A 26,302-nucleotide genomic window follows, 5' to 3' on the forward strand; every position below is an offset into this window, starting at 1 on the left:
AATCCTGTCCGGCCGGCCCGAGAGCACTGTCGGGGCCGTCAGTTGGCCATCTCCAGTTTGGCGGATTTTTTCTCTTCCAAACCCTGCAAGATGGATTCCGGTGTTGCCGGCAGCGCGGTGATGCGCACGCCGATCGCGTCGTAAATGGCGTTCATGATTGCAGGCGCCGTCGGCACCAGCGCCGGTTCGCCGATGCCCTTGGCGCCGAGCGGGCTGCGCGGGTCGCGGTCTTCCACCAGCATCGTGTTGATCTGCGGAATGTCGAGCGACGTCGGCAGGATATATTTGGAGAAGCCGTGGGTGGTCGTGTGACCCTTATCGAGCTGATAGTCTTCCATCAGCGCCTGGCCCAACCCTTGCACGATGCCGCCTTCGATCTGACCCTCCACACCGCGAGGATTGATCGCACGGCCGACGTCGTGAACGGCCCACATGCCCAGCACCTGAACCTCGCCCGTCAGGGTGTCGACTTCGACCTCCGCCACCTGGCAGCCAAAGACATAGGCCTGCCAGGGAGCGCCGGAGCCGTCGACGGGATCGAGACCGGTGCCGTGCGCCGTGAACGAGCCGGAGCCGACCGGCACGACCCCCCGCTTCTTGCAAAGAGCAACCGCCTCGTCGACGGTTATCCGGTTGTTGGTGCCCTCGGCCCAGATTTCACCGTCGAACGCCTTGATCGTCGCGGCGTCGACCTGCCAATGATCGGCCAGTTCGGCATCGAGCTTGGCGCGGGCGTCGCGGCATGCGATCGCGACGCAGTTGCCAATCATGTAGGTCTGGCGCGTCGCGCCGGCATGCGCCGCCTCGGGCGAGCGCGCCGTATCGTTATCGCCGATCGTCACATCATCAGGCCGGATGCCGAGCTCTTCGGCGGCGACCTGCGCGAGCACCGTCAAGATGCCCTCGCCGATCTCGGTGACGCCGGTGACCACCTTCGCCGTGCCGCCATCATCCATTTCCACCCAGGCGCCCGCCCGGTCGATCGTCGCGGTACGGGCAATGCCGTACCAGGATGCGGCCATGCCGCGGCCCCTCGCCCAGCGCTTCATCAGGCAACCTCCTGCTTGTCATCCGCCGCCGCTTGGCGAAAACGAGCACCGAGGGTGCAGAGCTGGCGCGTGTCGGGACCGCCGAGATCCGACCGCGTGGCGCCGCGGCTCGTCGGCGCGCCCGTTTCCCAGCGGCAGAACGCCTCCGCGGTTTTCAGCACCTCGCCGATGGAGACCGTATCGAGCCGCTGCCCCGTGTGCGTATGTGACCCGACCGTCATCATGTTCCGGCGCCTGATCTCGAATGGATCGAGACCGAGCCTTTCGGCACAGATGTCGAGGTGTGACTCGGTGGCGAACTGCGCCTGCATGGCGCCGAAGGTCCGGAACGCGCCGGACGGCGTGTTGTTGGTGTAGACGCCGAACGTGTCGATCCGCGTGTTGGCGATGTCGTATGGCCCGAGCGACAGGATCGCGGCCTTGCGCATGACGCCTTCGGTGGACATGCCATAGGCGCCGCCGTCGCTGATCATCTTGAACGAGACGGCCGTGATCGTGCCGTCGTTCTTTAGGCCCATCCTGTAGGTCACCTTCGAAGGGTGGCGCTTGGCCGTCGCGATGATTGATTCCTCGCGGGTGAAGACAATCCGAACAGGGCGTCCGCTCTTCATGGCGGAAAGCGCCAGCATGCCCTGGTAGATCATGTCCTCCTTGCCGCCAAAGCCGCCGCCGACCGGGCTCATGATGAAGCGGACCTTGTTGATCGGCTTATCGATGATGGTCGACAGCATGTGGCGATGGTGGGTGATGTTCTGGCTCGGGGAGACGACGGTCACGACGCCGTCGTGATCGACATAGGCAAGGCCCGCCTCCGGCTCGAGATAGGCGTGCTCGACTTGTTGGGTCGAATAGCTGTTCTCGACGACGACATCGGCCTCGGCAAAGCCCCGCTCGACATCGCCTTTGCGGATGGGGATGTGCTTGACGACATTGTCCTGGGCAGTGTCGTGCACGACGACCGCGCCGGGCCGCATCGCTTCCTCGGGATCGAAGACGCCCGGCAGTTCCTCGTAAGCGACCTTGATCAGCCCAAGCGCCCTGCGCGCGATCTCCTGGGTCTCGGCCGAGACCGCCGCGACGGCTTCGCCGACGTAACGCACCTTTTCGCGCGCCATCACCGGCTGGTCGTGGACGAAGACGCCAAACCCGTCCAAACCGGGCACATCCTCGTGCGTGATCACACATTCCACGCCGTCCAGCGCCTCGGCGGCGGACGTGTCGATCGAGAGGATCTTCGCATGGGGATACGGGCTGCGCAGAACCTGCATGTGCAGCATGTCCTGCATCGTCATGTCGCCGGCGTATTTCAGCGCGCCGGACACCTTGCTCGGCGCATCGAGCCGGCGGACATTGTTGCCGATATAGGACGCGCCAGCGCCGTCCTCATCGAGCGCGGTGGCGGGAAGACGGCCATTCATGACATCCCTGGCCAGTTCAACCGCCTCGAAGATCTTCGTGTAGCCCGTACAGCGGCAGATGTTTCCGCCGAGGCGCTCCTTGATCTCTTCGAGGTCAGCGAACGGGTTTTCGCGCAGTGCGGACGTGGCCGCCATCACCATGCCCGGGATGCAGTAGCCACACTGGCTGGCGCCGGTCTTGTGAAAGGCCTGCTGCAGGGTGGTCAGCTCACCGCGCGGCGCGAGCCCCTCGATGGTCTGGATGTCCGCCCCGTCAGCCTTCACCGCCGGCATGAGACAGGATTTTACCAGCTTGCCGTCGACGAAGACCGAACAGGTGCCGCACTCGCCGGCGCCGCAACCTTCCTTGCTTCCGGTGAGGTTGATCTCCTCGCGCAGATAATCGAGCAGGCGGTAGCTGCCATTGAGCGGCCGGGCGAATTTGCGGCCGTTGACGGTCATGGTCAGGACGCGGTCAGACATGAGCTGCTTCCCTCTGCTGTGCATTCGGAACCGGCGCGCCGCACGCGACGAGCGCGTCTTCCAGCGCGGCCTCCACAAAGCCCCGCACGACCCGCTGGCGATAGGCGACACGCGAGCGCGAAGCGACGCGCTCGGCCGGCAACACGCTGGCTTCGGCCACCAGCTCGCGGGTGATGGGCTGGCCGATCAGCATGGTCTCGATATCGTGCAGCCGGACGGGCACAGGACCGACCCCGCCGAGCGCCAGCCGAACGTCTTCAAAGACGTTGCCGGCGGCGTTGGTCTTGACCAGCGCGACGGCCGACACCCTGGATATGACGAGGGAGCGTCGCTGGCCCACTTTTTGAAACGAGCCGCCATAGCCGCGCATCGATTCACAGATCACGGCGGTGATCAGTTCACCGGCTCGCAGTGCGGTGCGGCCGGGACCAAGGATGAAGTCGCCGATCGGCAGCGTCCGGCGGCGGATGTCGCCGTTTTCCAGAGACGCAAGCTCCACATCCGCGTTCATCGCGAGCAGCGGCGGCACGCCGTCCGCCGCTGGAGAGGCATTGGCGATATTGCCCGCCAGCGTCGCCTGTTCGCGCACCTGGTCGTCGGCGAACCAGATCGCGCAATACGGCATACAGGGCAGATGCTCGCGCAGGACGGCGTCGGTCAGAAAGGCCTGAAAGGCGACATTCGCGTTGAGCCGAACCCGGTTGCCGACGTGTTCGTAACCCTGGAACTCGCGGACCCGGCTCAGATCGACGACGATCGAATAATGCACGTCTCCGCCCCGGCCCTCGCGGGCATAGGGCAGGACGTCGGTCGCCCCGGCGATGACCTTGCCGTCCGCGGGAAGCTTGCCGACTGTCTCCAGCGCTTCCCGCAGGCCGCGCGGCGTGACGTATTCCTCAAAGGACAACATTATCTCGACCTTCGATCCTGATCATTCCGCCGCGATCGACTGGGCTTGCGCCTGCTTGTTGCGGACCACCACCTTGATCGCGTCTTCCACGCGGTCCTTGGCGTAGCGCAGCGCCTCCGGCAGGTTTTCCATCGGAAAGGTGTGGGTGTGGATCTGGGTGGCGTCGAAGCGCTTCTGGCGCATGAAGGCCTCGGCGCGGTGTGTCGCGCCCTTGCCTTCGCCCCGGATGCCGTAAACGTAGATGTTGTTGCGAACCAGATAGGCCACGTCGACGGGCACCGGCGCGCTCGGGAAGGCTGCCAGGCAGATCTTGCCGCCGCGGTTCAGCATCTGCGCCGCCTCGTTGACCGCATTCGGTGCCCCCGAGCATTCCACCACATAGTCGACGCCCTTGCCGTCGGTGAGCCGACGAACGGCCTCGACAGGGTCTTCATTGCGCACGTTGATGACGTGGTCGGCGCCGAGGCGCTTGCCGATCTCGAGCCGGTTGTCGCGGGTTCCGGTCAAAATCACCGGCTGCGCGCCGAGCGCCTTGGCGACGGCGGCACCCAGCAGGCCGATCGGGCCCGGCCCGCTGACGACGACGCTTTCGCCCGCTACGAGACCGCCGAGCTCGGTCAGGCCGTACATCGCGGTTCCGGCAGTGACGACGAGCGTCGCCTCCTCATCGCTCATGTCATCGGCGACATGCACCAGGGTGTTGATGTTGTTCACCTGGTATTCGCAGAAGCCGCCATCGGTCGTGAAACCGTTGGCGCGATGGCCCTTGTCGACGTTGCCGTAGTTCTTGCCGTAGTTGTGGCAGGACGTATACATGCCCTGCCGGCAACGCTTGCACTGGCCGCAGCCGGCGTGAATCTCGACCGTCACGCGCTCACCGATGGCGTATTCGTCGACGCCCTGCCCGAGCGCGACCACGGTTCCCATATACTCGTGGCCCGGCGTGAAGTTCTTGTTGAACGGCGCGCCGCCCTCGATCTGCGCTGGCGGACCGTGGTGAATGATCTCAAGATCGGTGGCGCAGATGGCAACGGCATCGATGCGGACCAGGACCTCCGCTTTCTTCGGCGAAGGGACGGCCTTGTCGACAAAGGTCAGCTGCCCCGGATCGCCCAGAACCCAGGCTTTCATGGTCTCCGGAACCGGATAATCCGGATGGGTCTTCACACCTTCTTCCATAGCCATGTCTTCTCCTCCCACGACGTCGCAACTGACAGAAACGGTTGCTCTTAAAATTGGCCGACACGCAGCCTGTTGGATAATTTGCCGGCGCACTCGATCACCGCGCGGATCATGTGCGCGCGGTATTCGGTGGTTGCCCTGCTCTTCGGGATCGAAACGCTGATCGAGCCGAGCACCGCGCCGCTGCCGTCGCGCAACGCCGCGCCGTAACAGATGACGTTCGGCTCCAGCTCCTCATCGTCGACGGCGAAGCCCGAACGACGCACGATGCGCAATTCCTCGATGAGCGCGGACAGCGAAGTGATCGTGCTCGCCGTGAATGGCGTCAGACCGCTGTTGGAGACCACGCGCGCCAGCTCGGTCTCGGGCAGCCAGGCGAGGATCGCCTTGCCCGTCGCCGTCGCATGCGCCGCGCGCATCTTCTTCACCTCGTCCGGCTCCACATGGGTCGGCATCAGCGAGCCGAACTTGAGCCGGGTCATCAAAATGGAATCGCGCAGCACCGCCAGTTGGACGCTTTCGCGCAAGCTGACATTCAGCGCCTGCAACTCGTCGTGGACGAATTCGCAAAGATCGAACTCGCGACTGGCGAGCGCCGCCAGATCCGCCAATTTCGAACTGAGCATATAGCCGCGGCTCCGCCCGGCATGAATGACGTAGCCGCGCGCCACCAGCGTCGCCACCAGATGATGGCAGGTCGACAAATTCAACTCGGCCGCCCTGGCGAGTTCGTTCAGCAGAATCGGACGATCCTTGCCGGCAATCACTTCGATCAGCTTCAGGGCCCGGTCCACCGATTGAATGACCCGCCCCTCCGCCGACTTCTTTTTGCCGGCGCCGGCGGGCTCTTCATATTTGTCCTTGGGCTTGGCGGGAGAGGACGACATTGGTTCGGCTTCGCTCATTTTTGGAAGGCCGTCGGCCCCTCTCTTCAACTTGGTCGCAGCCTACGGGCGATGTCGTTTGATCGTCAAATAAAATCCACATCGTCAAATTGCTTTTCACAATGTGAAATTTGAACGGATTTTGTTGTAGTCTATATCGTGTCCGGTAACAGACTTTGCTTCCACTCCACCGGAATGGCAGAGGCTCAGAGGCGGAAAATCGGCGGGAGCTGGGGCGTTGGTGAATTATCTGGTTTATGTCAGCCAGGCCCGGCAGGGTCTTAGCCCAGCGGATCTCGAGGCGATCCTGGCGAAGAGCCGAAGCTACAATCCGCTTCACGACATTTCGGGGATGTTGCTGTTCGCCAGCGGCAGGGACGGCCGGCGCGGCAGCTTCATGCAGCTTCTCGAGGGCGACCGTGGCGCGATCGAAACCCTGCGCACGACGATCTTTGCCGATCCGCGTCATCACACCAAGATCGTCATCGAAGAGGGCGAGAAACCCGAACGCGACTTCGCCGACTGGTCGATGGCCTTCCAGAACGCCACAGCCGAAAGCCTCGCCGGGTATCCGGCCTTTGCGGATCTGGGGAGCGATCATTTCCACGCGCGTTGCCAAGCCGGCGAGGCCCATCGCTCCCTCGAGTTTCTCAAGGATTTCTGGGCAACCGAGCCGCGCGAAGACGGCCGCTGATTTCACTGGCGACCGCTTCCTATTCGGGACTTGCGGTCCGGGCGGCCTCTACGCGCAGCAAGACCATGCCGATCCACGACCGCATGCACGGTACTCGTGGCCGGGATGCGCACGTCGCCGGCAAGCTTCCTGATCAGAAGCTCCGGGATATTGCGGGCGCCCCCTGCGCGGCTTGTCCTTCAACTCGTGGCGCCACCACGGGGGAGGTCAAGAATCTGCTCCGCGAACCGGAAGCGAAAGCACGCCAGAAACGGGATGCTGTCTCCCGTCGATTTCGAACGGCAGTAGGAAATCTAACCCGAGGGCGTCCACGAAAACCGGGGCTATTCAGGTCTATTCAGCGCGCAGTTCCAGGCGAGCCGGTCCTCCTTGCCTCTCTCTACCAGCCTCCCCCATCACGCAAACGGGATCGTTCCGTCTACTTAATCGTTCACGTAATCGAACTGAAAAAAGATCCAAGGAGTATGGTAGTGACCAACGCAATTTCGACGATCGAGACACTCACCGATACCGCTGTAGACAGCGCGTTGGGGTATGAGACGGCTGCTGAGAAGGCGAAGAACCCGGGACTGAAACAGACCTTGCACGAGCAGGCGGCTAAACGCCGTGAGACTGTGCGTATGCTGAACGACGAGATTGTTCGTCTCGGTGGCAATAGACATGAAAACGGCAGCACCATGGGGGCCGCACACCGTGCCTTCACTAGCTTGGCCGACGCGTTCCAAGACAGCAACAAATCGGCGGCAGAGCGGGTGGAGGAAGGCGAAGATTACATCGCGAAGAAGTTTCGGGAGGCGCTCGAACACGCTGAACTCACCCCCGAGACTCGGAGCGTGGTCGAACGCGCGCATGCCGAGATCAGCGCCGGCGAGCGGCTCGCCGACCGGCTTGAAAAGCAGTTCGACTGACATGAGGCTCTCCTAGGAGCCGCGTGGGCGAGGGCACATCGCCCTCGCCCGTGCGCAGACGAGCACCTTCGTCCAACGACCGGAGTGGGCCGTCAGCGGCACGACAAGTTTCGGCGGTGCGGCAGTTGCTGGTTCGAAGCGATCGCCGGATATCCGACCTATCGAGGCGCAGGACCAGATCGACCGGAACCGGCTTGCGCAACCAGAAGACCGATCCGCGCCTCGTGACGAAGGGTGCGAGGGAAACTTGCAAGTAACAAACGCCCACAAAAAAATGTGACAGGGCGCTGTGACAGAAGGTGGAGAATCCGCGCGTCTCAGAGACGATGAATCAATGGCTTAGGCATGGCGGAGACGGGGGATTCGAACCCCGATTCTCGCTCAAGCCATTGATCCAGCGTACTTATCGCCAGAAATTCCGACCCTCCTGTGATAGCAGGGTGTGGCGGTTAGAACAGCAACTCGACGTCGGTGGACGAATCCAGTGCCTCAGGATGCCGTAGCGCCAGAAGACCGGTGGAAGAGCGTCTGAACTCCCCTGATAAACGCGGAAAGCCGTTCGCATATCGTCACGAATTGGATTGCCGTTTTTCGAAATTCTCGGCTTTCTTGCACATCGCCTGGGCGATCACGCCGTGATCAATGGGGCTCAACGGCGATATCAAGCGGCGCACGGACGTGGTCGGCATCTTTCCCAACGAAAAGGCCATCACCGTCCTTCGGACCGTCGGCGCCATCCTCCTGGAGCAGAACGAGGAATGGGCCGCCCAGCGCTCGCGCTACATGACGCTGGAAACGCTCGCTCCCGTCTGCGATGATCCCGTCCTCAGCCTGCCTGCTGCATGACCGTCTGATCTGCTTGGCGCTACCGCGATCCGCGAGGCCAAACGTCAGTTACACCACGGGATGGGACACGACCGGGATATTGCCTTTGATTTTTCATCCGGTTGCCGGGATCGTTGGTTTCATGTTCTCGGCGTTGCGCTGGCCGGGACGCCCATCCCAAGACGGAACGAAGGGTCTGTTCCAAGGACTGCGTCTCGCCTTTGCCGTCTCATGCCGGCATCAACCGTCGCCATACGCGGCGTCATGAAAAGCGATCTCGAGCTTCAGAACGTTACCGAACAGCCGCGATAGCCGTTCCCGTTCGCTCTCGCAGGCGTTTTCCCCGTGCCGGTCGACCTCGGCCTTCAGCCAACGGGCCTGGTCCGCAAAACCCTCTGCCGCGTGCAGATCGATCCACCGCTTCAGCACCGGGTCGGCGATCTCCGCCTGTGCGGCCTTCGTGCACCAGTGCCAGTACATCCATTCGGCGGCGAACATCGCGGTGACGATGTCAGCGAAACCTCCCGTCTCGGCGATCTCCAGCATGCCCCGGTCGAAGTCGGTCACCCTCGGGTCGTCACGGTCGTATCGCTCCGGATCGATGCCGAGATCATCGAAGGTCGCCCGAAAGTAACCGATCTGCTCGTCGGTCAGAGCCTTGAGAACGCCGACGAGCCAAGTCTGTTCGCGGAGCGTCGGCGCCTTGGCGACCGCGAGCGCGAAGATCCTGACGGCCGTCGCGACGAATTCGGCCTCATAGACGAGGTAACGGCAAAACACCGCCGCGGGCAGCAGCCCCGCCTCGATGTCCAGGACGAACCGATGCGACTGCATCCTGTCCCAGAGAACCGTGTGATCGGCGACCAGTTGATCGCCAAAATCGAGACTCTGTCGCGTCACGCCTGCTCCCCTGCCTCGATCTGCCTCCTCGCCGCGTTAACGAAAGCTTCCACCCGGCTTTTTTCGACGGGATTCCACCAAACGCCTCCCTCCTTCAGGGAACTCGCGACGATCACGCCCTCGGTGCGCGCAAGAATCGTGTCGACATTCGCCTCGGTCACGCCGCTTCCCACCAATAGCGGCAGCCGCGTCGCGGAGCGCACTTCGTCGATCTCCTCCAGCGTAGCGGTGTTGCCCGTCCTCTGACCGGTGGCGATCACCGCATCGGCCTGGAAAAAGTCGATGTCGCGGGTCAGTTCGGGTACCGAGCGGTCGGCGACGATGGCGTGGCTGCCGTGCTTCACGTGGCTGTCGGCGAAGACACGGACATTGTCGGCGCGAAGCTGGGCGCGATAACGCAGCGCGGTCGCCGCGGCGCCCTCGACGATTCCTTCGTTCGCGACATAGGCGTTGGCCCACTGGTTGACGCGGATGAAGTCGGCGCCGCCGGCCAAGGCGATCGCTAGCGCCGGGATAGCGGCGTTGGCAAGCACGTTGATCCCGAGCGGCACGCCGATCTCCCGCCTGACCCGGTCGGTGACGACGCTCATGAAGGCCGCGGTCTCCGGGCCGATGAGATCCGGCTTCAGGAACGGGATGTCGCCGTGATTTTCGATAATCAACCCGTGCACACCGCCGGCGACGTAAGCTTCGGCATCGCGCATCGCCGCGTCATAGACCGATGTGATGTTTCCATTCCGGAAATTGGGTGCGCCGGGAAAGGCTTTGCAATGAACAACTCCGATTATTACTTTATTTCTTTTGAAGATTTCGGATATTGCACTTCGTTTTTCTGTAGATATAATCTGCATATTGATTCCAACTTGAGATCGTGATGACTGTTTATGTTATCGGCAATGTCGCGGCCGATGAGACGTTCAAGATCGGGGTCCTGCCAAAAATCGGGGAATCCATCCTCGGGCGGCAGATCTCCCGCGATATCGGCGGCAAGGGCGCGAACCAGGCGATCGTTCTTGCCCGCGCGGGCCTTCCCATCAGGCTGCTGGCCGCCATCGGCGACGACGAGCGAGGGGTGTGGCTGAAGAGCGAACTCGAGAACGAGAGCGTGCCGCTCGACCTGTTGCACCAGGCATCCGTTCCGACCGACGTCTCCATCATTCTCTCCGCGGCGAGCGGCGACAATTCGATTGTGACGACCACACAGGCGGCGGAAAGTCTCGTACGCGACGATATCGTCGCCGCGCTGTCCGACGCAGAACCTGGCGACATTCTGCTCCTGCAGGGCAATCTGGCGACACATGTCACCGCGTTCGCGCTCGCGCATGGAAGAGCGAAGGGCTTGACGACCGTCTTCAATCCCTCCCCGGCCCATGCCGATTTCGCCGAACTCTGGTCATTGGTCGACCTGCTGGTCGCCAATGACGGCGAGGCCGAATTCTTCACCGGGCGCAACCGGGAGGCAGCGGGGCGGGCGCTGGTCGCCGCCGGTATTCCCTGCGTCATTGTCACCCTTGGCGGAGATGGCGCCCTCCTCTGCGACGCGAATTCGGTGCAGCATGTCCCGGCCGAACCCTGCACGGTCATCGACACGACGGGCGCCGGCGACACGTTTCTCGCCGTTCTCGTCGCAGCGATCGCCGAAACCGGAATGCGGATCGACCGCGCCAGTCTGGAATGCGCGGGACGAGCCGCCGCGCTGACCATCACACGCCCCGGCACGCGATCGGCCTTTCCGACCCGTGCCGAACTGTCGGCCTTGCTTGGGAGACGATAAGCGTTGCTCGGGTCGCTTGACATGGCCATCAGCGCGCCTCGGTCAGCCAGCCGAGGATGTTCGTCCACAGCCTGCCGTAGCCGTCCCATTCGCAAAACGCCGGCGACAGCCAGTGGGGGCCGATGTCCGAGGTCCAGGCGATGCTTCGGCCCTTTCCGAAGGTCCCGCTGACCAGAAGCGGATGGCCGCCCTGCTCGTCCGGGAGACGCGCCACGACCTCGCAGCCCTCCTTGGCGCGCACCTCATTCACACCAAGCAGTACGGGCCATTCGCCGCTAAGGCCCGTAAGCAAGGGATGGTCGGACGAAGCGACCGGTACGGCACGCGCGCCCTCGGGGATTTCGACGCGGTCGTCATAGGGAAGACAGGTGACCGGCAGAACCTCTTCCACCGCCGTGCGGCCCCAGCGAGCCTTGCCGTCGATCCCCTGGAACGAGAAGTAACCGCCGCACATCAGCAAGCCGCCGCCGCCGAGTGTCCATTCGCGGATCAGCTTCAGCCGGTTCGGTACCGTGCGCATGTGCAGCCAGACATCCGGGGGCAGCAGCAGCGAATTCGCCCCGATGTCCGACAGGATGATGACGTCGTACTCGGCCAATCCCGCCAGCTCGTAGGGAAATTTGTCGACCGCCTCGTGAGCCGGCATGTAGACGAGCTCGAATTGCGAGCCCTTAAGCGCCGCGACAAGCGGTTCGGCGCCGAGATGGAAGGTGACGCTGCCGAACTGGTCGAAGCCTTTGTAATGGGTCGCGGAGCTGACCCAGCTTTCGCCGACAAGGAGGATTTTTTTCGTCATTTGATCGGGTACTCCTTCAAGGTCGCGATGGAGAGAGCGGTTGCGATGCCGACGCGAATACGCGGGCCGGGTTGGCGACCAACAGGGTGTCGATGGTGGTGTCGCTGGCCCCGTGCCGTTTGAGGCGAGGCACGAAATTCTTCAGGACGTGGTCATAGCCGAAGCCGCCGTACCGGCTCAGCATCATCTTCAGGAAGACGTCCTGTGACAGCAGGATGCGATCGAGATGACCGGCTTCGATCAGCCGCATGATCGCCATCGCGTTCTGTTCGTCCGAGGGACACTGCACGCCCTGATCGGCATAGAAGAAATCCATCCCGATCATGTCGTATTCGAGAAACGCGCCGCGCTTGGCGAGTTCGTCCTGATAGGCGAAATCGTCATGGGACGGGTTCATGTGACACAGCACCGTATGGGCGACGTCGCCGCCCTCCGCTTCGACGATGTCGAGAACCCTGTGCGCCAGCCTGAACCAGCCGGGCAGATGCACCATCAGCGGCAGGCCGGTGCGCGCCTGGCCACGTACCGCACCGCGCAGGCTCTTCTCCTCGTCGGCGGTGAGATCGGACGAGACGCCGATCTCGCCGATCAGGCCGATCCTGGCATGCGTCCCGTCGACGCCGACGAGCGCCTCCGCGACGATCTCGTCGGCGATGGCGTCGATCGAGAGCGAGGCGACCTCGGGCGGATGCGAGGACTGCAGATAATAGCCGGCACCCATCACGATGTTGAGGCCGGTCGCCTTGGCGATCCGACACAGCGCCTGAGGGTTGCGGCCGATGCCCCGGCAGGTGGGATCGACCACGGTCCTGCCGCCCAACCGGACGAAACGGTCGAGTTCCGCGATGGCCAGCATCTCGTCGTCCAGGGCGCAATTGTGCAGATTGACGAACGGGTCCATCCTGAGTTCGCCGATGATCCCGAGATGGACCGGCGACGTCGCGAGATGCTGACGGTCCGGCTCCGTCGGCCGGTTCCACCAGCAGCGGCAGTCGTTGAGGATGTGTTCGTGCATCAGCGTGGTCGCGAGCGTTGCAACCGGCACCGGCCCATTCACGGTCATCACCTGGCCCGACCCGACATGGGCCGCGGATCGCTCGCCGTTATCCGATAGGGACATGAGACCCCCTTTCTAAGTCTTTCGCCGCCCTATTCGCAGGCCAGAGGAGAAGATGCGCGTGTTCAGCCAGATCGCCGCCAGAATGATCACGCCGGTGACGATCTGGGTGAAGAAGGGCGAGATGTGCATCAGGATGAGACCATTGCCGATGACCGCGATGGTCAGGGTTCCGAGCACCGTCCCGATGATCGTGCCGCGGCCGCCCATCAGCGAGGTGCCGCCCAAAACCACGGCCGCGATGACGTCGAGCTCGAAGCCGACGGCCGCGTTCGAGGAGCCAGAACCGAGCCGTGCGGCGATGAGGAGGCCGGCGAAGGCCGAGGCAAGGCCGGTCAGACCGTAGACCGAGGCGGTGATCCATTTGGCCGGCATGCCGACGCGGCGCGCCGCTTCCATATTGGCTCCGACCGCGACCACTTGGCGGCCATAACGCATCTTGGTCAGGACCACATAGGCAAGGATGGCGACGAGGACCGCGAGGATCGCCGGGACCGGTATACCGAGGAACGCCCCGCGCCCGAGATAGGTGAAGCCCGGGGCGTCGCGGATCGGAATCGAATAGCCCTTGGTCAAAAGCAGAGCCAACCCACGAAAGATCGACAGCCCCGCCAAGGTCACGATGAAGGCCGGGATCGCCTGATGGGCGACGAACCAGCCTTGCAGCAGGCCGATCGCGACGCCCGTCGCCAGCATCATCGCCACGACCAGCGGCCAGGGAACGCCGGCCGCGATGGCGATGGCGGCCAGGGCGTTGACGAGCGCGACCTGGGAGCCGACCGACAGATCGATGCCGGCCGTGGTGATGACGAAGGTCATGGCGCTGGCGACGACGAGGACCGGCGCGGCCTGCCGCAGCAGGTTGAGAACGTTGCCGGTGGTCAGAAACGTCTCCGTCTGGAACGAGAAGAAGACGAGGCAAACGAGGAAGAAGCCGGTGATGGAGAGGACTTGGGCGTGCTCGGACAGGAAGTCGTTGGTCCGCGATCCCTCCGACCGGCTGGTATAGGTCACCATGTTAGTGCACCCCCTCGCCGACGATAAGGCGCACCAGATCCTCCAGATTGGTCTCCTCGACCTGGCGCTCGGCGACCTTGGTGCCCTCGTACATGACGGCGATCCGGTCGCAGACGCGAAACAGATCCTGTAACCGGTGAGTGATGAGAACGACCGACACACCGCTGGCCTTCACCCGGTTGATCAGCGCGAGAACCGCCTCGACTTCGGCCACCGCGAGCGCCGAGGTGGGCTCGTCCATGATCAGCACGCGGGGATCGAAAGAGGCGGCACGCGCGATGGCGATCGCTTGGCGCTGCCCGCCCGACAATTGCGCGACCTTCAAGGACAGGTTGGGGATCTTGATCTCCAGCGCATCGAGCATCTTGCGGGCTTCGCGTTTCATCGCGCGCTGGTCGAGAAAGCCGGCGCGGGTGATCTCCCGCCCGAGAAAGAGGTTGCCGGTCACGTCGATCGTGTCGCACAGGCTGAGGTCCTGGAAGACCATCTCGATATGCCGGTCCCTGGCATCGCCGGGGCCGAGAAATTTCACCGCATTCCCGTCGATAAGGATGGTGCCGCCATCGGGAATGTAGGTGCCCGACAAAACCTTGGTCAGTGTCGACTTTCCCGCGGCATTGTCGCCGACGAGGCCCAGGCACTCGCCGGGGTAAAGGTCGAGATCAACACCGCGCAGCGCATCGATCGAACCGAAGGATTTGCGAATCTGCCGCAGCGAAACGCGAGGCGCCCGCTCAGCTCCGGGGGTGGAGAGGCCGGGTGGGCCGGCCTCTCCTTGCAGTGGGACCGTCAATTGTAGGTCTCGCGATAGGGATCGACATTCTCCTTTGTGACGATCTCGATCGGCACGGAGATCGACGCCTCGACCGTCCCGCCCGTGCGGATCGTCTCGAGTGCCTTGACCGCCGCTGCGCCCATGGCGGCGGGATCCTGCTGGACCACGGCGGTGACGAATCCCGCATCAATGCCGTCGATCGCCTGCGCGGTCAGATCCCATCCGAAGATCTTGACGCTGTCCTGCTTTCCCTGGCTCTCGACGGCGGCGATCGCGCCGACGAGGGCAGGCTCTCCGGTCGCGTAGATCGCGTTGAGATTGGGATTGGCCGTGATCAGGTTTTCCGCGGCCGACAGCGCCTCGTCCTGGATGTTGCGACCGTCGACGACGCCGACGGTCTCGATGTTGTCATCGCCCTTGAGGACATTTTCGAAACCCTCCTGGCGCACGTTCTGGATGAAGGAATTCAGCGCGCCGACGATGCCGAGAACGGCTTTTCCGTCCATGTTCTCGCCGACATAGGTCTTCATGTATTCGCCGATCATCTTGCCCGCCTCGGCATTGTCGACGCCGATCTGGGCCTTCTGCGGCCCCTCGGGAAGAATCGCGTCGACGGCGACGACCGGAATCCCCGCCTTGTCCGCCGCTTCGACGGCCGGCATGATCCCGTTGACGTCGATGGCGATGACGATCAGGCCGTCGACGCCCTGCTGGATATAAGTCTCGATCGCGTCGTTCTGGCGTGCCGGATCGTCGTTGGCGTTGAACACGACGAGTTTCGCGCCGGCTTCGTCAGCCGCCTTCTGGGCGCCGTCGATCATCTGGTTGAAGAACAACGCCTGCTGGTTGATCTGTACCATTGCATAGGTCGGGCTTGCGGCATCCTGCGCGAAGGCCGGCGATAGCGAGGTGGTCGCAAGCATCAGGCCGCTTACCAGACCGAAAAGGGTCCGCCTTTGGAATCGAAGGGTCATGTCACATCCTTTTCTTTTTGAGAGCCGCCATGCGCTGGTGCACTCTCTCCGTGGGCGGCCGAACGGAGGCACGTTCGATGATTTCGACAGGAAGCAGTTCTTCGCACGGCGTCGCACCCTCCGGCGGTGCGCCGGCCATCAGCAATTCGACGCCGCGGCGCCCCATGGCGCGAACCGGCTGTCGGATCGCCGTCAAGGGTGGATCGAGCAAGTGGAGCGGGGCGGTATCGTCGCAGCCGATCATCGAGACGTCATCGGGAACGGAGACGCCAGCCTGCCGGAACGCATCGAGCACGCCGAGCGCGATCTCGTCCGACGCGGCGAAGATCGCGCTGCTCGGCAGACCAGCTTCGATGAACTCCCGCGCGGCCGCGCGGCCGAATTCGGCCGTATAGTCGCCATGCCGGGAAAAGTTGATCGCGCCGTTCGCGCCATTTTCGCGGAGTGCCGCCGCAAGACCGCCCATTCGGCCCTGGGTGCTGACCATGTCGGTCGCGCTGCCGAGAAAGGCGATCGAGCGATGCCCGAGGCTGAGAAAATGCTCGGCCGCCAGGCGTCCGGCCGCGACGTTGTCGCAAAACACCTTCGGCACATCGACGCCGGGAACGTCCTCGTCGAGCACGACGACCCGCGAAACGAAATTAATTTCCCTGGCCAGTGAGCCGTCGCGATCGTTGTGGTTGGTCACGAAAATCAGCCCGTCGACCTCGTTGCGGCGCAGCTGATCGAGATATTTCAGCTCGCGTCCCGGGCGGTTGAGGCTCGAACACAGGGCAACGCCGAGACCGAAGGAGTCTGCGGCTTCTTCAACCGAGGCGGCGAGCGTCGCGAAGAACGGATTGGCGATATCGGGAATAACCAGCCCGATGACGTCCGTGCGACCGAGGCTGAGCCGGCGAGCATGGGGATTGCGGCGGTAATCCAGCTTGGCGATGGCCGCTTCGATCCGCTGGGCGGTGGAGGCGGGCAGGGTCAGCGACCGGTTGAGATACCGCGACACGGTCGCAACCGACACGTCCGCGGCCTTGGCGACGTCCTTCATGCTGGAGAGTTTGGCGCTTGTCGTCGATGGCATACAGGTAAACCGCTTTACTAAACCGGTTTACTCAGACTGCCACATTCATTTTTTTGTTCAAGCGCAAACTTCGGATGGCCGAGAACCGGTCACACCGAATATGACAATGTGGAACGGTGCAGTGGCGCCACGCCGTGACTTGGCCGGCCGCGCTGGCGGACCTTCCGGCCAAGGTCAGGCTGCTTTCCTTTAAACTGAGCACAGAGAAGCCTACGGCGAATCGAGACGGCCCAGCGTGCGAACCTGTTACCGCCTCCGCTCAAAACGACCGCGGCAAGCCGAGCACGTGCTCGGCGACATAGGAGAGGATGAAATTCGTCGAGATCGGCGCGACCTGATAAAGCCGCGTCTCGCGGAATTTGCGCTCGATATCGTATTCCTCTGCGAACCCGAAACCGCCATGGACCTGCATGCAGACGTTGGCCGCCTCCCAGGACGCATCCGCCGCCAGCAGCTTCGCCATGTTGGCCTCGGCCCCGCAATCCTGGTTGGCGTCGAATTTCCGCGCCGCCTTGAAGCGCATGAGGTTCGCCGCCTCGATGTTCACATAGGCCCTTGCGATCGGAAACTGGACGCCCTGGTTCTGGCCGATCGGTCGGTCGAACACGACGCGCTCCCTGGCATAGGCGGAGGCCTTTTCCGTGAACCAATAGCCGTCGCCGATGCATTCGGCCGCGATCAGGGTGCGTTCGGCGTTGAGACCGTCGAGGATGTATTTGAAGCCCCGCCCCTCCTCGCCGATCAGGCTATCGGCCGGAATTTCCAGGTTGTCGAAGAACAATTCGTTGGTCTCGTGACCCACCATGTTGCGGATCGGAGTGACGGTCATGCCGTTGCCGATCGCCTGCCGCAGATCGACGAGGAAGATCGACAGCCCCTGCGACTTCTTGCTGACGTCGGCCAGCGGCGTGGTGCGGGCCAAAAGGATCATCAGGTCCGAATGCTGGATGCGGGAAATCCAAACCTTCTGTCCGTTGACGACGTAGCGATCCCCCTTCTTCACGGCGGTGGTCTTGAGCTTGGTCGTGTCGGTGCCGGTCGTGGGTTCGGTGACGCCCATCGACTGCAACCGCAACTCTCCCGACGCGATCTTCGGAAGATACTTGCTCTTCTGGGCCTCCGAGCCGTGCCGCAGCAAGGTGCCCATATTGTACATCTGACCGTGGCAGTGGCCGGCGTTTCCCCCTGCCCGGTTGATCTCCTCCATGACGATCGACGCCTCAAGGAGGCCCAGGCCGGAGCCGCCGTACTCCTCGGGAATCATCGCGGCGAGCCAGCCGGCTTTGGTTAGGGCGTCGACGAATTCCTCGGGATAGGTCTCGGCGGCGCCGTGCGCGCGGTGATACTCCGCCGGAAATTCCGCGCACAGCGCGCGTAGCGCGTCCCGAAGATCCTGATGATCGTCGCCCTCGACCCTGCTGTCCATTCTCATTCTCCATATCGGTCTGTATTGCGGCTTCCGACCCCGCCAAAAAGCGAACCCCGGCCACGGTGTATTTGTCGCAGAGACGGTCCGCCGCGTTCGCGGGAGCCGATTCACCACAAGATCAAGATTTTGTGGGTTCCCCAAAGCCCATCTCGTCCTCGCGCACAAGGTCTCGATCGCCCTTGGCAGACCGTGGACCCTGACGTGTCCGTCCTACTTTCTGTTCCGCAGCCCGGCATCGACATCGATTACAGTGCCGGAGAGATAGCCCGCGCGAGGCGAGGCCAGCATCGCGACGACGCTGGCGATTTCCTCGGGTTCGGCCAGCCGCCCGAAGGGACGATTGGCGAGCATTTCAGCCCAGCGATCGGGATCGCCCAGCGTGCTTTGCGCCTGTCCGCGAGCCACCTCGACGACGCGGTCCGTCCTGGTGCCGGCGGGGTTCACGCCGAACACCCGCACGTTCCAATCGACCGACTTGGCGCCGACCGCTTCGGTGAAGGCGATCAGGCTGGCATTGCCGGTCGTCCCGCAGACGTAGTCCCATCGTGGCGAGCGGCCGAGGTCACCGATAATGTTGACGACGGTGCCGCCGCCCGCCGCCTTCATCCGCTTCAGAAAAAGCTGTGTGAGATGGATGTAGCCGAAGACCTTCAACTGCCAGGCCTCGATCCATCGTTCCATCGACAACGTTAGGAGGTCGCCACCTGGAATGGCGCCGGCGTTGTTGACCAGGATATCAACCGGTCCGATAGTTTCGGCGAGTTCCTCCCGCGATTGGGGCATCGCCAGATCGGCCGCATGGGTCTCGATCGTCGCGCCGTGCCCGGTCAACCGAGCCTTGGCCGCGTCCAGCTTTTCAGGATCGCGCCCGACGATCACGACCGATGCTCCCTCGGCCGCAAAGGCTTGCGCCACGGCAAAGCCGATGCCCTTGGAGCCGCCGGTGATCAGAACGCGCTTGTCGCTGAGCTGCAGATCCATCAGCGCGAGTCCGCCCTGGCTTCCGCTTTTGTCGCGGCAACGAACCAGTCGGCGATCGGCGAGCCTGTGGTGAACAGCACGTCATCGGATGCTTGCAGAAGATCGATCATGTCTTCCAGTTCCTGTAGCCGGTGCGGCACGCCGATCAGATGCGGATGCAGCCCGATCGCCAGAACTCTCGGATTTTCCTCGACCTCACGCTCGAACAGCCGCAGCGTATGACGCAGGCGGCTCAGCATTTCGCCGGTCGCATGCTTCTCGATCGCGTAGACGATCGAATCGTTGATTTCGAGGTTATAGGGCATTGCCATGAGGTCGCCGTGTCGCGTCTCGATCCACGATGGCAAATCGTCGACCACCCAGTCATAGACATGGTCGACACCCTTCCGCATCAGGATATCCGGCGTATCGTCGCTTTCGCGAAGACCGGGGCTGAGCCAGCCGCGCACTGGCTGGCCGGTGAATTGGGTGATCAGATCCAGCGCCTCGGACACGAGGCCTTCCTCGCCACCGCTCGCCTGATTCAGCGAACGCTGATGCACGCCGTGTCCGATGAATTCCCAACCCGGCGTGCAGCATCGCATCCGCCGCCTGAGGGTAGGCCGCGATCACGCCGGCGTTGAGCGAGGTCGAGGCCGGCACACCGCGTTCGGCGAAAAGCTTGAGAATGCGCGGCAGGCCGGCCCGCATCCCGTAGTCGGCCCAACTGAAATTCGGCACATCCGGAATGGTCTCCTTGCCGTGCGGCGGCGTGATGATCGTCCGCGGCATCGCCTGGTCGAACTGCCAGTGCTCGACGTTGACGACGAGGTGAACGAAAATGCGCTTGCCCTGCATCGGCGGCAACACCGGCCGTTCGGAGGACAGGCGATAGGGAATGCGGGGATTGCTCATGCGTGAATCGGCTCCGCTGGCTGGTGGGCGCTGCGCATCTCGGCCATGATTTCGGCCTTGTACCGGATGAAGGCAGGGCTGGTCAGATCGTCGATGGAGCGCGGACGACGCAGGTCGATGAGAATTTCCCGCGCGATGCACGCCGGTCTTGCCGACATGACGCAGACCCGATCCGCCAGAAGGATGGCTTCGTCGATATCATGAGTGACGAACACCACGGTCGTGCTCAGTCGTTGCCATACTTCGAGCAGGAGTTCCTGCATCGCCATTCGGGTCTGGGCGTCGAGCGCGCCGAAGGGCTCGTCCATCAATAGCGCGCGCGGTCGCATGACGAGAACCCGTGCGATACCGACCCTCTGGCGCATCCCGCCAGAGAGTTGCGAGGGGTAGGAATCGGCGAATTCGCTGAGGCCGACGATCGACAGCATCTCCCGCGTCCGGCTGTCGTATTCGGCCCGGCCGACGCCCTGGATGCGCGGACCAAAGGTCACGTTGTCATAGACGGTGAGCCAGGGAAACAGCGCTGCATCCTGGAATACCACGCCGCGATCCGGCCCGGGCGGACCGACCGGTTCGTCGTCGATCAGGACCACGCCTTCGGTGCTCTTTTCGAAACCCGCCAGAATGTTGAGAAGGGTCGACTTGCCACAGCCCGATGGCCCGAGCAGCGCGACGAACTCGCCATCGGCCACGTCCATGTCGACGCAGTCGAGAGCCCGAATGGGCGTGACCGCCTGATAGACCTTCGCGACTTCGCGAACCTGTATCCTCGCCATGATCGTTCCCTGATTTAGCGGCTGGCGACGGCAAGACGCCAGGAGAGCGCCCACCGTTCGACAAGTAGAATGAGCTGGTCGCTCAGAAGGCCCATCAGGCCGATGGAGACCATGTCGGCGATGACGACGTCCATCCTGCCGACGTAATAGGCGTCCCAAAGGACGTAGCCGAGGCCCGACTTGACGGCGATCATCTCGGCTACGATCACGGCGGTCCAGCCAATGCCAAGCCCGATCCGCAGCCCGGTGAAGATCGAGGGCAGCGCGGCTGGAACGACCACACAACGCAGGATGTCAAAACGGTTCGCGCCCATCATCAGCGCGGCGCGGACGAGATTGCGCTCGACGTGGCGCGCGCCCTGGGTGGTGTTGATGACGATCGGATAAAAGGCGCCGAGGGCGATCAGAAAGATCGCGCCGAAACTCTCGATGCCGAAAACGGCGATCGAAAATGGTAGCCAGGCGGTGATCGGGACCGGCCGCAACAGCTGGATCGTGGGATCGAGGACCTGCGCCGATAGCCGGTTCCAGCCGATCATGATGCCCGCGGGCACACCGATGAGGATCGCGACGGCAAATCCTTGCGCCACGCGCTGGGTCGAGAAGAGGACATTGGCGAGCCATGTCCCGCTATAGGGGTTGAGCCCCATACCGCGTTCGCCGAACGCCCACATCCACCACGCTTTTACCACGCGATCGGGAGTCGGAAGAACGCCGCCGAACAGGGAGCCGTTGGTGCCCGCCAATTGCCAGATGACGACCAGGACGACCGGCAGAACGAGGGCAAGGATCATCGATCCAAGCCGTCCGCTCATGATGAGCCGCGGCAACGTGCTGCCCAGGGCGCGGGCACCGGGCGCGGCAAGTCCGGCACTTTCGGAGCCGACCCTGTCGCCGCGGCGTTTGACTGAGGTGTCGGACACAACGGCTCTCCTGTTTGCGGCGGGTTTGTCGGCGGCGTCACGCGCGACGCCGCCGACGTCTCTTCACTCGCCCTTGGCGCTCTTGACGAGCGAGGCGTCCCAATAGTCTTCGATTTCCGCGGAGACATCGCGCTGGATCACGCCCAACTCAGCGAACGCCTTTGCCTGGCGGGCAATCTGCTCGGGTGTCACGACGGAGCCCAGCGTGATCGGCTTGGCGGCCTCGGCGGCAACGTCGGGCGCGAGGCCGGTCAGGTCGGCATAGGCGGCGGCGAAAGCCTTCGGATCGGCAGCCAGAGTCTCCTGTGCCTTCAGATAGGCCCAGACGAAGCGTTCGACCGCCTCGCGCTTGTTGTCGACCGCCTCCTTGGTGGCGACGACCATGCCGAGTTCGGCACCGACCGATTCCGACTTACTGTATTCCAGTCCTTTGGCGAAATAGCCGTAACCCTCGATCACCGGCACCGATTCAAACGGCTCCCAGGTCACGATGGCATCGACCTCGCCGCGCTTCAGCGCCTGATCGAAATTGGCGCCGCCGCCTTGGATGTTCACCGCCTTGAAGCTGTCATAGGGAATCCCCTGTTCGGTCAAGGTCGCGGCGAACTGAAACCAGACGGCCGAACCTGGCGCGATTGCCACGGTCTTGCCCTTGAGGTCTTCCCAGGAATCGAGCTTCACGCCCTCGCGGCCGATGACGTATTTCGGCGACGAACCGACGCCCATGATCCCGACGATGTTGGTCGATCCCTGCGACAGGGCGATAGCGAGATCGGCCGGTCCGACCGTCGCCATTTCCAACGATCCCGAAAGGAGCGCGGTGCGCGCGTCGGCGTAGCGGGCGAACTCCACCGTCTTCAGATCGACGCCGAGCTTCTTCAAGTCCTGGGAGATCAGCGTGATCGGGGCCAGGTGGCCGACCTTTTGATAACCGACCGTGAGTTCGACCGGCGGCGACAAGGGTTCGGGCTCAGGGCCGATAGCGAAGGCTTTCATGGGGGATACGGCGACGATGGCGGCCGCGGCCAGCCCGATCGTGTGCCGTAGGATGCTGGATCGTTTCATGACGTCACCTTTTGCGCCGAAGAAAGGTCGGAGGGCTCTTGTTGCGGGGCCGTCCCGGCACCGGCCCGAAAGAGCGGTTCGCGTTTTTCCCGGAAGGCCGCCCGACCTTCCGCGTAGTCCTCGCTGGCGAAACACGCCGCGACAAGCGCGTCGACGGCAGCCCGATCGCGAAGATGATCGGGCCTGGCGAGATCGATAAGGGCCCGCTTGGCCGCGAGCAGCGTCAGCGGCGCGTTGCCGGCGATCCGCGCGACCACCGCCGCAACGTCGCCGTCGAACGTTTCGGCGGCGCTCACGCTTTGGGCGATCCCGAGCCTTGCGGCCTCGGCGGCGCCGATCTCACGCCCGGTAAACAGGATGTCGGCGGTCGCGGCCGCCCCCAGCCGATCCGCGACCAGCCGCACCGCGGAATAGGCGTAACCGAGGCCGAGCTGGGCGCCCGGCATGCGAAAGCGCGCATTGGCGTCCGCGAAGCGCAAGTCGCAGCACAGCGCGATTTCCATGCCTCCGCCGAAGCAGACGCCACGTACCGCGGCAACGGTTGGTTTCGGGCAGCCGAGCACCGCGTCGAGCGCCGCCGTGACAGCAGCTTCATAAGCCTCGACGCCGCTTGACGTCGCGCGAAGCTCGGCGAACTCGGAAATGTCAGCGCCGGCGGAGAACGCGGCGGATCCGGCGCCGGTCACCACCACCAGCCGCACATCTGGATCGGCCGCGGCCTGCCGCAGCAGGTCCGGAATTAGCCGCCACATCGCGAGGTTGACGGCGTTGCGCCGCCGCTCCTGGTCGATGACGAGACGCGCGACATGCCCGTCGCGTTCGTAGTGGATGGTTGCGTTCTCCATCGCGTCAGATCACCTCGTCATGTCGCAGCGCCGCGATCTCGCCGGCGGTCAGCCCCGCTTCGGCGAGGATCTCATCCGTGTGTTCGCCCGGGTCGGGGGCCGGCGCCCGGATGTCGGCGGGCGTCCGCGTCATGGTGATCGGCTGCCCGACGACCCGAATTGGGCCACGTTCGGCGTGCTCCATCGGCACCGCCATGCCGAGATGACGGACCTGCGGATCGTCGAAGACCGCGTCGATGCCATTGATCGGTCCGGCCGGCACGCCGTGCTCCTCCAGTCGCTCAAGCCATTCGGCGGAGGGCCGCTGCTTGAAGACGTCGCGCAACAGTGCCATCAGCGCGGGACGGTTGGCGAACCGATCCGCTTGCGTGCGGTATTGCGCATCATCGCAGAGATCCGGCCGAGCGGTCGCCTCGCAAAACGGCCGCCACTGCCCCTCGCCGCCGACGGCGATGTTGATGTAGCCATCGGCGGTTTCCACGACACCCATCGGCGTCGAATAGGGATGGTCGTTGCCGACCTGCCCCGAAACCTCGCCGTCGATCAGATAACGGGCGGCCTGGAAATCCATCATCGCGATCTGCGCTTCCAGCAGCGACGTGTGCAGCCATTGCCCTTCGCCAGATCGTTCCCGCTCGGTGACGGCGACGAGGATACCGCAGGCGGCGTAGATTCCCGCAGCCGAGTCGGCCACCGCAATGCCGGCCCGGACCGGACCTTGGCCTGGCAGGCCCGTGACGCTCATCAGGCCGCCCATACCCTGGGCAATCTGATCGAATCCCGCGCGCATCCGATAAGGTCCGGACTGACCGAAACCGGAGATCGAGGCGAGGATGATCCGCGGGTTGACGGCGTTCAGCGCCTCGTAACCAATCCCGAGCCGGTCCTTCACGTCGGGCCGAAAATTCTCCACGACGACATCGGCGTCCTTGACCAGCCGCATGAACAGATCGTGACCTTGCGACTTCTTCAGGTTCAAGGTGAGCGAGCGCTTGCTGCGATGCAGGTTCAGCATATCGTAGCCGTGCCGCGGCCCGCTCATGTTCTCGTTGGGATCGATGCCGACCGGAGCCTCGACCTTGACCACGTCCGCGCCGAAATCGGCGAGGATTCGGCAGCATGTGGGACCGGCGCGAACGCGCGTCAGATCCAGAACGCGCAAATGGGACAGGGCTCCGTCACTCATGCGACCGCTCTCTCCGCTTGTTCGATGATCGGTTTGGCGAAGTGCGGCATGCGGCCATGCCATGAAGAACCCGCTTGGAACGCCGCACCGAGCGCGAGGAGGCGTCGATCGCTTCCCGGCCGGCCGACGATTTGCAAGGCGACAGGCATGTTCCGGTCGTCGAAGCCGGTCGGCAAGGCGAGAGCCGGCAGGCCGAGATAGTTCGCGAACAGGGTCCAGGCACTCAGGGCGTAAAGGATGCGGGGGGTAAAGTCGTTCGAGGCCGGGTCGACCTCGGTGAGCGCCGGCGTGCGGATCGACATGACCGGCAGCGCGAGGAAATCGCAGTTTCCAAAGACCGCCGTCAGGAATTCCTGGCGCGCGGCCTTCCGCCCGGCGAGATCCGAAGCGAGGGTCGCGTCATCGACGCCGAGCCCCATCTCAAGGCGGCGGCGCAGCGACGGATTGGCGGAAAGGGCGTCGAGCGAAGGGGCGAAGTGGCGGGCCGCCTCCCCTTGCAGAACGCGCAGCGCCGCATCGCCGGCCCGTTTGATCTCGGGTTTCGCATCGCGGTTGTGCAGCGAAAACCCAAGCCCGGAGAGATGTGCGATCCCGGCCTCGCAAGCAGATCTGACCGAGGGCTCGGCGAGCGTCACGATATCCACCGCGATCGCGATGCCCGGCTTCGCGCGCTCCGCGTCGATTTCGCCGGAGGGGGGCAAAAGATGCGTCGCGTCCATCGTCAGCAGAATATCGCGGGCGCTGCGGGCGATCAGGCCGATCGTATCGAGACTCGGCGCAAGGGTCGCCGCGCCGTTGCGCGGTATCGTATCGGGGCTCGGTTTCCACGCCGTCACGCCGCAGCAATGGGCCGGAATGCGCAACGAGCCGCCGGTGTCCGATCCCAGCGCAACGAAAGCGGCCCCGCAGGCCACGGCAGCTGCCGAACCCGACGACGACCCGCCGGGTGCCATCTCCGGGTTCCATGGATTGAGCGCGGTACCCGCTCCCGATGGCTCATAGGCGATCGACGTCAGTCGGGTGAGCCCGATGCGATGCCCGCCGGCCAGATCGAGACGGCGAAGAATTTCCGCCGGGTGCTGCGGTGGCGCGGACAAGGCCTTGTCCAGACCGAACAGAGGTGCCCGGCCCGGCAGATCGAACATGTCCTTGGCTGCGTAGGGCATTCCCTCCAGGATACCGTCCGAATTCGCGCTCTCGCCGCCTTCACGCTCGACAAACAGGTTGAATGCCTGGTCGAGATCGGCCGCGATCGCTTGGCAATGGACGATTTGCCGCGCACGACCTCCCTTTTGAAGGCCTGTCCAGTCCGGGAGAGAGGAATGTGACAAGCGTAGATGTCCCGTTTCGCCGGCATCACGTCCGAATGAGCTTCCTCAGCCTATGGGCAAAAAATGCTTCCGGGAATTAGAATTCCGTGGTGTCAGATTTCGAATATGGAGA

General features: G+C 63.7%; 27 protein-coding genes and 2 pseudogenes. 5 read left to right on the forward strand and 24 right to left on the reverse strand.

Annotated elements, in window-relative coordinates:
- Nucleotides 1-38: 38 nt before the first annotated feature.
- The 5 genes from VQ044_RS11175 to VQ044_RS11195 are packed head-to-tail and all read right to left on the reverse strand — an operon-like array spanning nt 39 to nt 5,926.
- Nucleotides 39-1,049 carry a xanthine dehydrogenase family protein molybdopterin-binding subunit gene (locus VQ044_RS11175; protein ID WP_327647249.1) on the reverse strand — a complete coding sequence of 337 codons (1,011 nt, stop codon included), beginning with the start codon at nt 1,047-1,049 and terminating at the stop codon, nt 39-41.
- Entirely contained in the window at nt 1,049-2,929 is a 1,881-nt protein-coding gene (locus tag VQ044_RS11180; protein WP_327647251.1) for a molybdopterin-dependent oxidoreductase, read from the reverse strand. Before VQ044_RS11180 ends, VQ044_RS11175 begins: the two co-directional genes overlap by 1 nt.
- A complete protein-coding gene (locus tag VQ044_RS11185; RefSeq protein ID WP_327624671.1) occupies nt 2,922-3,839 on the reverse strand; it encodes an FAD binding domain-containing protein in 918 nt (305 codons plus the stop codon). Before VQ044_RS11185 ends, VQ044_RS11180 begins: the two co-directional genes overlap by 8 nt.
- A gap of 21 nt (nt 3,840-3,860) precedes the next feature.
- Nucleotides 3,861-5,024, reverse strand: a complete 1,164-nt coding sequence (locus tag VQ044_RS11190; RefSeq protein WP_327624670.1) for a zinc-dependent alcohol dehydrogenase — start codon at nt 5,022-5,024, stop codon at nt 3,861-3,863.
- Nucleotides 5,025-5,068: 44 nt separating this feature from the next.
- Nucleotides 5,069-5,926, reverse strand: coding sequence for an IclR family transcriptional regulator (locus VQ044_RS11195; protein WP_327647252.1), 858 nt, complete (start codon nt 5,924-5,926; stop codon nt 5,069-5,071).
- Nucleotides 5,927-6,146: 220 nt separating this feature from the next.
- Here VQ044_RS11195 and VQ044_RS11200 point away from each other — a divergent pair, with 220 nt between their 5' ends.
- Complete coding sequence (locus VQ044_RS11200) at nt 6,147-6,599, forward strand: BLUF domain-containing protein (protein ID WP_327647253.1); 453 nt, start codon at nt 6,147-6,149, stop codon at nt 6,597-6,599.
- Nucleotides 6,600-6,631: 32 nt separating this feature from the next.
- On the opposite strand, the pseudogene VQ044_RS25635 reads toward VQ044_RS11200, so the two are convergent.
- Nucleotides 6,632-6,760: pseudogene (locus VQ044_RS25635) on the reverse strand (IS481 family transposase); the annotation flags it as partial.
- Between the two features lie 309 nt (nt 6,761-7,069).
- Between VQ044_RS25635 and VQ044_RS11205 the strand changes: the two are divergent.
- Nucleotides 7,070-7,507, forward strand: a complete 438-nt coding sequence (locus VQ044_RS11205) for a PA2169 family four-helix-bundle protein (protein WP_327624667.1) — start codon at nt 7,070-7,072, stop codon at nt 7,505-7,507.
- On the opposite strand, the gene VQ044_RS25640 is transcribed toward VQ044_RS11205, so the two are convergent.
- Complete coding sequence (locus VQ044_RS25640) at nt 7,458-7,775, reverse strand: DUF6538 domain-containing protein (protein ID WP_442872901.1); 318 nt, start codon at nt 7,773-7,775, stop codon at nt 7,458-7,460. The genes VQ044_RS11205 and VQ044_RS25640 overlap by 50 nt on opposite strands.
- A gap of 380 nt (nt 7,776-8,155) precedes the next feature.
- Between VQ044_RS25640 and VQ044_RS11210 the strand changes: the two are divergent.
- A pseudogene (locus VQ044_RS11210) lies at nt 8,156-8,353 on the forward strand (transposase); the annotation flags it as partial.
- Between the two features lie 219 nt (nt 8,354-8,572).
- Here the strand turns inward: VQ044_RS11210 and VQ044_RS11215 are convergent.
- Together VQ044_RS11215 and VQ044_RS11220 are read right to left on the reverse strand one after the other, a co-directional pair.
- Nucleotides 8,573-9,232, reverse strand: a complete 660-nt coding sequence (locus tag VQ044_RS11215; RefSeq protein ID WP_327647255.1) for a TenA family protein — start codon at nt 9,230-9,232, stop codon at nt 8,573-8,575.
- Entirely contained in the window at nt 9,229-10,083 is an 855-nt protein-coding gene (locus VQ044_RS11220; RefSeq protein ID WP_327647256.1) for a BtpA/SgcQ family protein, read from the reverse strand. Before VQ044_RS11220 ends, VQ044_RS11215 begins: the two co-directional genes overlap by 4 nt.
- A gap of 23 nt (nt 10,084-10,106) precedes the next feature.
- Here VQ044_RS11220 and VQ044_RS11225 point away from each other — a divergent pair, with 23 nt between their 5' ends.
- Nucleotides 10,107-11,006 carry a ribokinase gene (locus VQ044_RS11225; protein WP_327647257.1) on the forward strand — a complete coding sequence of 300 codons (900 nt, stop codon included), beginning with the start codon at nt 10,107-10,109 and terminating at the stop codon, nt 11,004-11,006.
- Nucleotides 11,007-11,034: 28 nt separating this feature from the next.
- On the opposite strand, the gene VQ044_RS11230 is transcribed toward VQ044_RS11225, so the two are convergent.
- From VQ044_RS11230 to VQ044_RS11270, 9 genes are all read right to left on the reverse strand, one after another.
- Nucleotides 11,035-11,802 (reverse strand): glutamine amidotransferase, encoded by a 768-nt coding sequence (locus tag VQ044_RS11230; protein ID WP_327624663.1) that lies wholly within the window; start codon nt 11,800-11,802, stop codon nt 11,035-11,037.
- A 16-nt stretch (nt 11,803-11,818) separates the two neighbouring features.
- Nucleotides 11,819-12,922, reverse strand: coding sequence for a phosphotriesterase family protein (locus tag VQ044_RS11235; RefSeq protein ID WP_327624662.1), 1,104 nt, complete (start codon nt 12,920-12,922; stop codon nt 11,819-11,821).
- A 12-nt stretch (nt 12,923-12,934) separates the two neighbouring features.
- Nucleotides 12,935-13,936 carry an ABC transporter permease gene (locus tag VQ044_RS11240; RefSeq protein WP_327647259.1) on the reverse strand — a complete coding sequence of 334 codons (1,002 nt, stop codon included), beginning with the start codon at nt 13,934-13,936 and terminating at the stop codon, nt 12,935-12,937.
- A 1-nt stretch (nt 13,937) separates the two neighbouring features.
- Nucleotides 13,938-14,729 (reverse strand): ATP-binding cassette domain-containing protein, encoded by a 792-nt coding sequence (locus VQ044_RS11245; RefSeq protein ID WP_442872902.1) that lies wholly within the window; start codon nt 14,727-14,729, stop codon nt 13,938-13,940.
- Nucleotides 14,726-15,685: an ABC transporter substrate-binding protein gene (locus VQ044_RS11250; protein WP_442872903.1), complete on the reverse strand. Its 960-nt coding sequence runs from the start codon at nt 15,683-15,685 to the stop codon at nt 14,726-14,728. Before VQ044_RS11250 ends, VQ044_RS11245 begins: the two co-directional genes overlap by 4 nt.
- Nucleotide 15,686: 1 nt before the next feature.
- The gene (locus VQ044_RS11255) at nt 15,687-16,760 is read right to left on the reverse strand and encodes a LacI family DNA-binding transcriptional regulator (protein ID WP_327647261.1); all 1,074 of its coding nucleotides are present in this window, start codon (nt 16,758-16,760) and stop codon (nt 15,687-15,689) included.
- Nucleotides 16,761-17,019: 259 nt separating this feature from the next.
- Nucleotides 17,020-18,186, reverse strand: a complete 1,167-nt coding sequence (locus VQ044_RS11260) for an acyl-CoA dehydrogenase family protein (protein ID WP_327647262.1) — start codon at nt 18,184-18,186, stop codon at nt 17,020-17,022.
- Nucleotides 18,187-18,399: 213 nt separating this feature from the next.
- On the reverse strand, nt 18,400-19,170 hold the full coding sequence (locus VQ044_RS11265) for a short-chain dehydrogenase/reductase (protein WP_327647263.1): 771 nt from the start codon (nt 19,168-19,170) through the stop codon (nt 18,400-18,402).
- Nucleotides 19,170-19,712, reverse strand: a complete 543-nt coding sequence (locus VQ044_RS11270; protein WP_327647265.1) for a hypothetical protein — start codon at nt 19,710-19,712, stop codon at nt 19,170-19,172. Before VQ044_RS11270 ends, VQ044_RS11265 begins: the two co-directional genes overlap by 1 nt.
- A gap of 10 nt (nt 19,713-19,722) precedes the next feature.
- Here VQ044_RS11270 and VQ044_RS11275 point away from each other — a divergent pair, with 10 nt between their 5' ends.
- Entirely contained in the window at nt 19,723-20,070 is a 348-nt protein-coding gene (locus VQ044_RS11275) for a hypothetical protein (RefSeq protein ID WP_327647267.1), read from the forward strand.
- On the opposite strand, the gene VQ044_RS11280 is transcribed toward VQ044_RS11275, so the two are convergent.
- The 6 genes from VQ044_RS11280 to VQ044_RS11305 all read right to left on the reverse strand — a co-directional run bounded on the left by VQ044_RS11280 (nt 20,061) and on the right by VQ044_RS11305 (nt 26,190).
- Nucleotides 20,061-20,840, reverse strand: a complete 780-nt coding sequence (locus tag VQ044_RS11280; RefSeq protein WP_327647269.1) for an ABC transporter ATP-binding protein — start codon at nt 20,838-20,840, stop codon at nt 20,061-20,063. The genes VQ044_RS11275 and VQ044_RS11280 overlap by 10 nt on opposite strands.
- 14 nt (nt 20,841-20,854) lie before the next feature.
- Entirely contained in the window at nt 20,855-21,763 is a 909-nt protein-coding gene (locus tag VQ044_RS11285; RefSeq protein WP_327647270.1) for an ABC transporter permease, read from the reverse strand.
- A gap of 63 nt (nt 21,764-21,826) precedes the next feature.
- A complete protein-coding gene (locus VQ044_RS11290; protein WP_327647272.1) occupies nt 21,827-22,828 on the reverse strand; it encodes an ABC transporter substrate-binding protein in 1,002 nt (333 codons plus the stop codon).
- Entirely contained in the window at nt 22,825-23,673 is an 849-nt protein-coding gene (locus VQ044_RS11295; RefSeq protein ID WP_327647274.1) for an enoyl-CoA hydratase, read from the reverse strand. Before VQ044_RS11295 ends, VQ044_RS11290 begins: the two co-directional genes overlap by 4 nt.
- Before the next feature lie 4 nt (nt 23,674-23,677).
- Entirely contained in the window at nt 23,678-24,859 is a 1,182-nt protein-coding gene (locus VQ044_RS11300) for a CaiB/BaiF CoA transferase family protein (RefSeq protein WP_327647275.1), read from the reverse strand.
- Nucleotides 24,856-26,190 carry an amidase gene (locus VQ044_RS11305; RefSeq protein WP_327647276.1) on the reverse strand — a complete coding sequence of 445 codons (1,335 nt, stop codon included), beginning with the start codon at nt 26,188-26,190 and terminating at the stop codon, nt 24,856-24,858. The genes VQ044_RS11300 and VQ044_RS11305 overlap by 4 nt, the downstream gene beginning before the upstream one ends.
- Nucleotides 26,191-26,302 lie beyond the last annotated feature (112 nt).

Origin of the sequence: Aurantimonas sp. C2-5-R2 (assembly GCF_036549495.1) — a bacterium.
In the GTDB taxonomy this organism is placed as follows: domain Bacteria; phylum Pseudomonadota; class Alphaproteobacteria; order Rhizobiales; family Rhizobiaceae; genus Aurantimonas; species Aurantimonas coralicida_A.

Coding starts and splice junctions, on each gene's coding strand:
- VQ044_RS11175 (WP_327647249.1), bottom strand. CDS start 1,049: ATGAAGCGCTGGGCGAGGGGCCGCGGCATGGCCGCATCCTGGTACGGC.
- VQ044_RS11180 (WP_327647251.1), bottom strand. CDS start 2,929: ATGTCTGACCGCGTCCTGACCATGACCGTCAACGGCCGCAAATTCGCC.
- VQ044_RS11185 (WP_327624671.1), bottom strand. CDS start 3,839: ATGTTGTCCTTTGAGGAATACGTCACGCCGCGCGGCCTGCGGGAAGCG.
- VQ044_RS11190 (WP_327624670.1), bottom strand. CDS start 5,024: ATGGCTATGGAAGAAGGTGTGAAGACCCATCCGGATTATCCGGTTCCG.
- VQ044_RS11195 (WP_327647252.1), bottom strand. CDS start 5,926: ATGAGCGAAGCCGAACCAATGTCGTCCTCTCCCGCCAAGCCCAAGGAC.
- VQ044_RS11220 (WP_327647256.1), bottom strand. CDS start 10,083: ATGCAGATTATATCTACAGAAAAACGAAGTGCAATATCCGAAATCTTC.
- VQ044_RS11225 (WP_327647257.1), top strand. CDS start 10,107: ATGACTGTTTATGTTATCGGCAATGTCGCGGCCGATGAGACGTTCAAG.
- VQ044_RS11230 (WP_327624663.1), bottom strand. CDS start 11,802: ATGACGAAAAAAATCCTCCTTGTCGGCGAAAGCTGGGTCAGCTCCGCG.
- VQ044_RS11235 (WP_327624662.1), bottom strand. CDS start 12,922: ATGTCCCTATCGGATAACGGCGAGCGATCCGCGGCCCATGTCGGGTCG.
- VQ044_RS11240 (WP_327647259.1), bottom strand. CDS start 13,936: ATGGTGACCTATACCAGCCGGTCGGAGGGATCGCGGACCAACGACTTC.
- VQ044_RS11250 (WP_442872903.1), bottom strand. CDS start 15,685: ATGACCCTTCGATTCCAAAGGCGGACCCTTTTCGGTCTGGTAAGCGGC.
- VQ044_RS11255 (WP_327647261.1), bottom strand. CDS start 16,760: ATGCCATCGACGACAAGCGCCAAACTCTCCAGCATGAAGGACGTCGCC.
- VQ044_RS11260 (WP_327647262.1), bottom strand. CDS start 18,186: ATGGACAGCAGGGTCGAGGGCGACGATCATCAGGATCTTCGGGACGCG.
- VQ044_RS11265 (WP_327647263.1), bottom strand. CDS start 19,170: ATGGATCTGCAGCTCAGCGACAAGCGCGTTCTGATCACCGGCGGCTCC.
- VQ044_RS11275 (WP_327647267.1), top strand. CDS start 19,723: ATGAATTCCCAACCCGGCGTGCAGCATCGCATCCGCCGCCTGAGGGTA.
- VQ044_RS11280 (WP_327647269.1), bottom strand. CDS start 20,840: ATGGCGAGGATACAGGTTCGCGAAGTCGCGAAGGTCTATCAGGCGGTC.
- VQ044_RS11290 (WP_327647272.1), bottom strand. CDS start 22,828: ATGAAACGATCCAGCATCCTACGGCACACGATCGGGCTGGCCGCGGCC.
- VQ044_RS11295 (WP_327647274.1), bottom strand. CDS start 23,673: ATGGAGAACGCAACCATCCACTACGAACGCGACGGGCATGTCGCGCGT.
- VQ044_RS11300 (WP_327647275.1), bottom strand. CDS start 24,859: ATGAGTGACGGAGCCCTGTCCCATTTGCGCGTTCTGGATCTGACGCGC.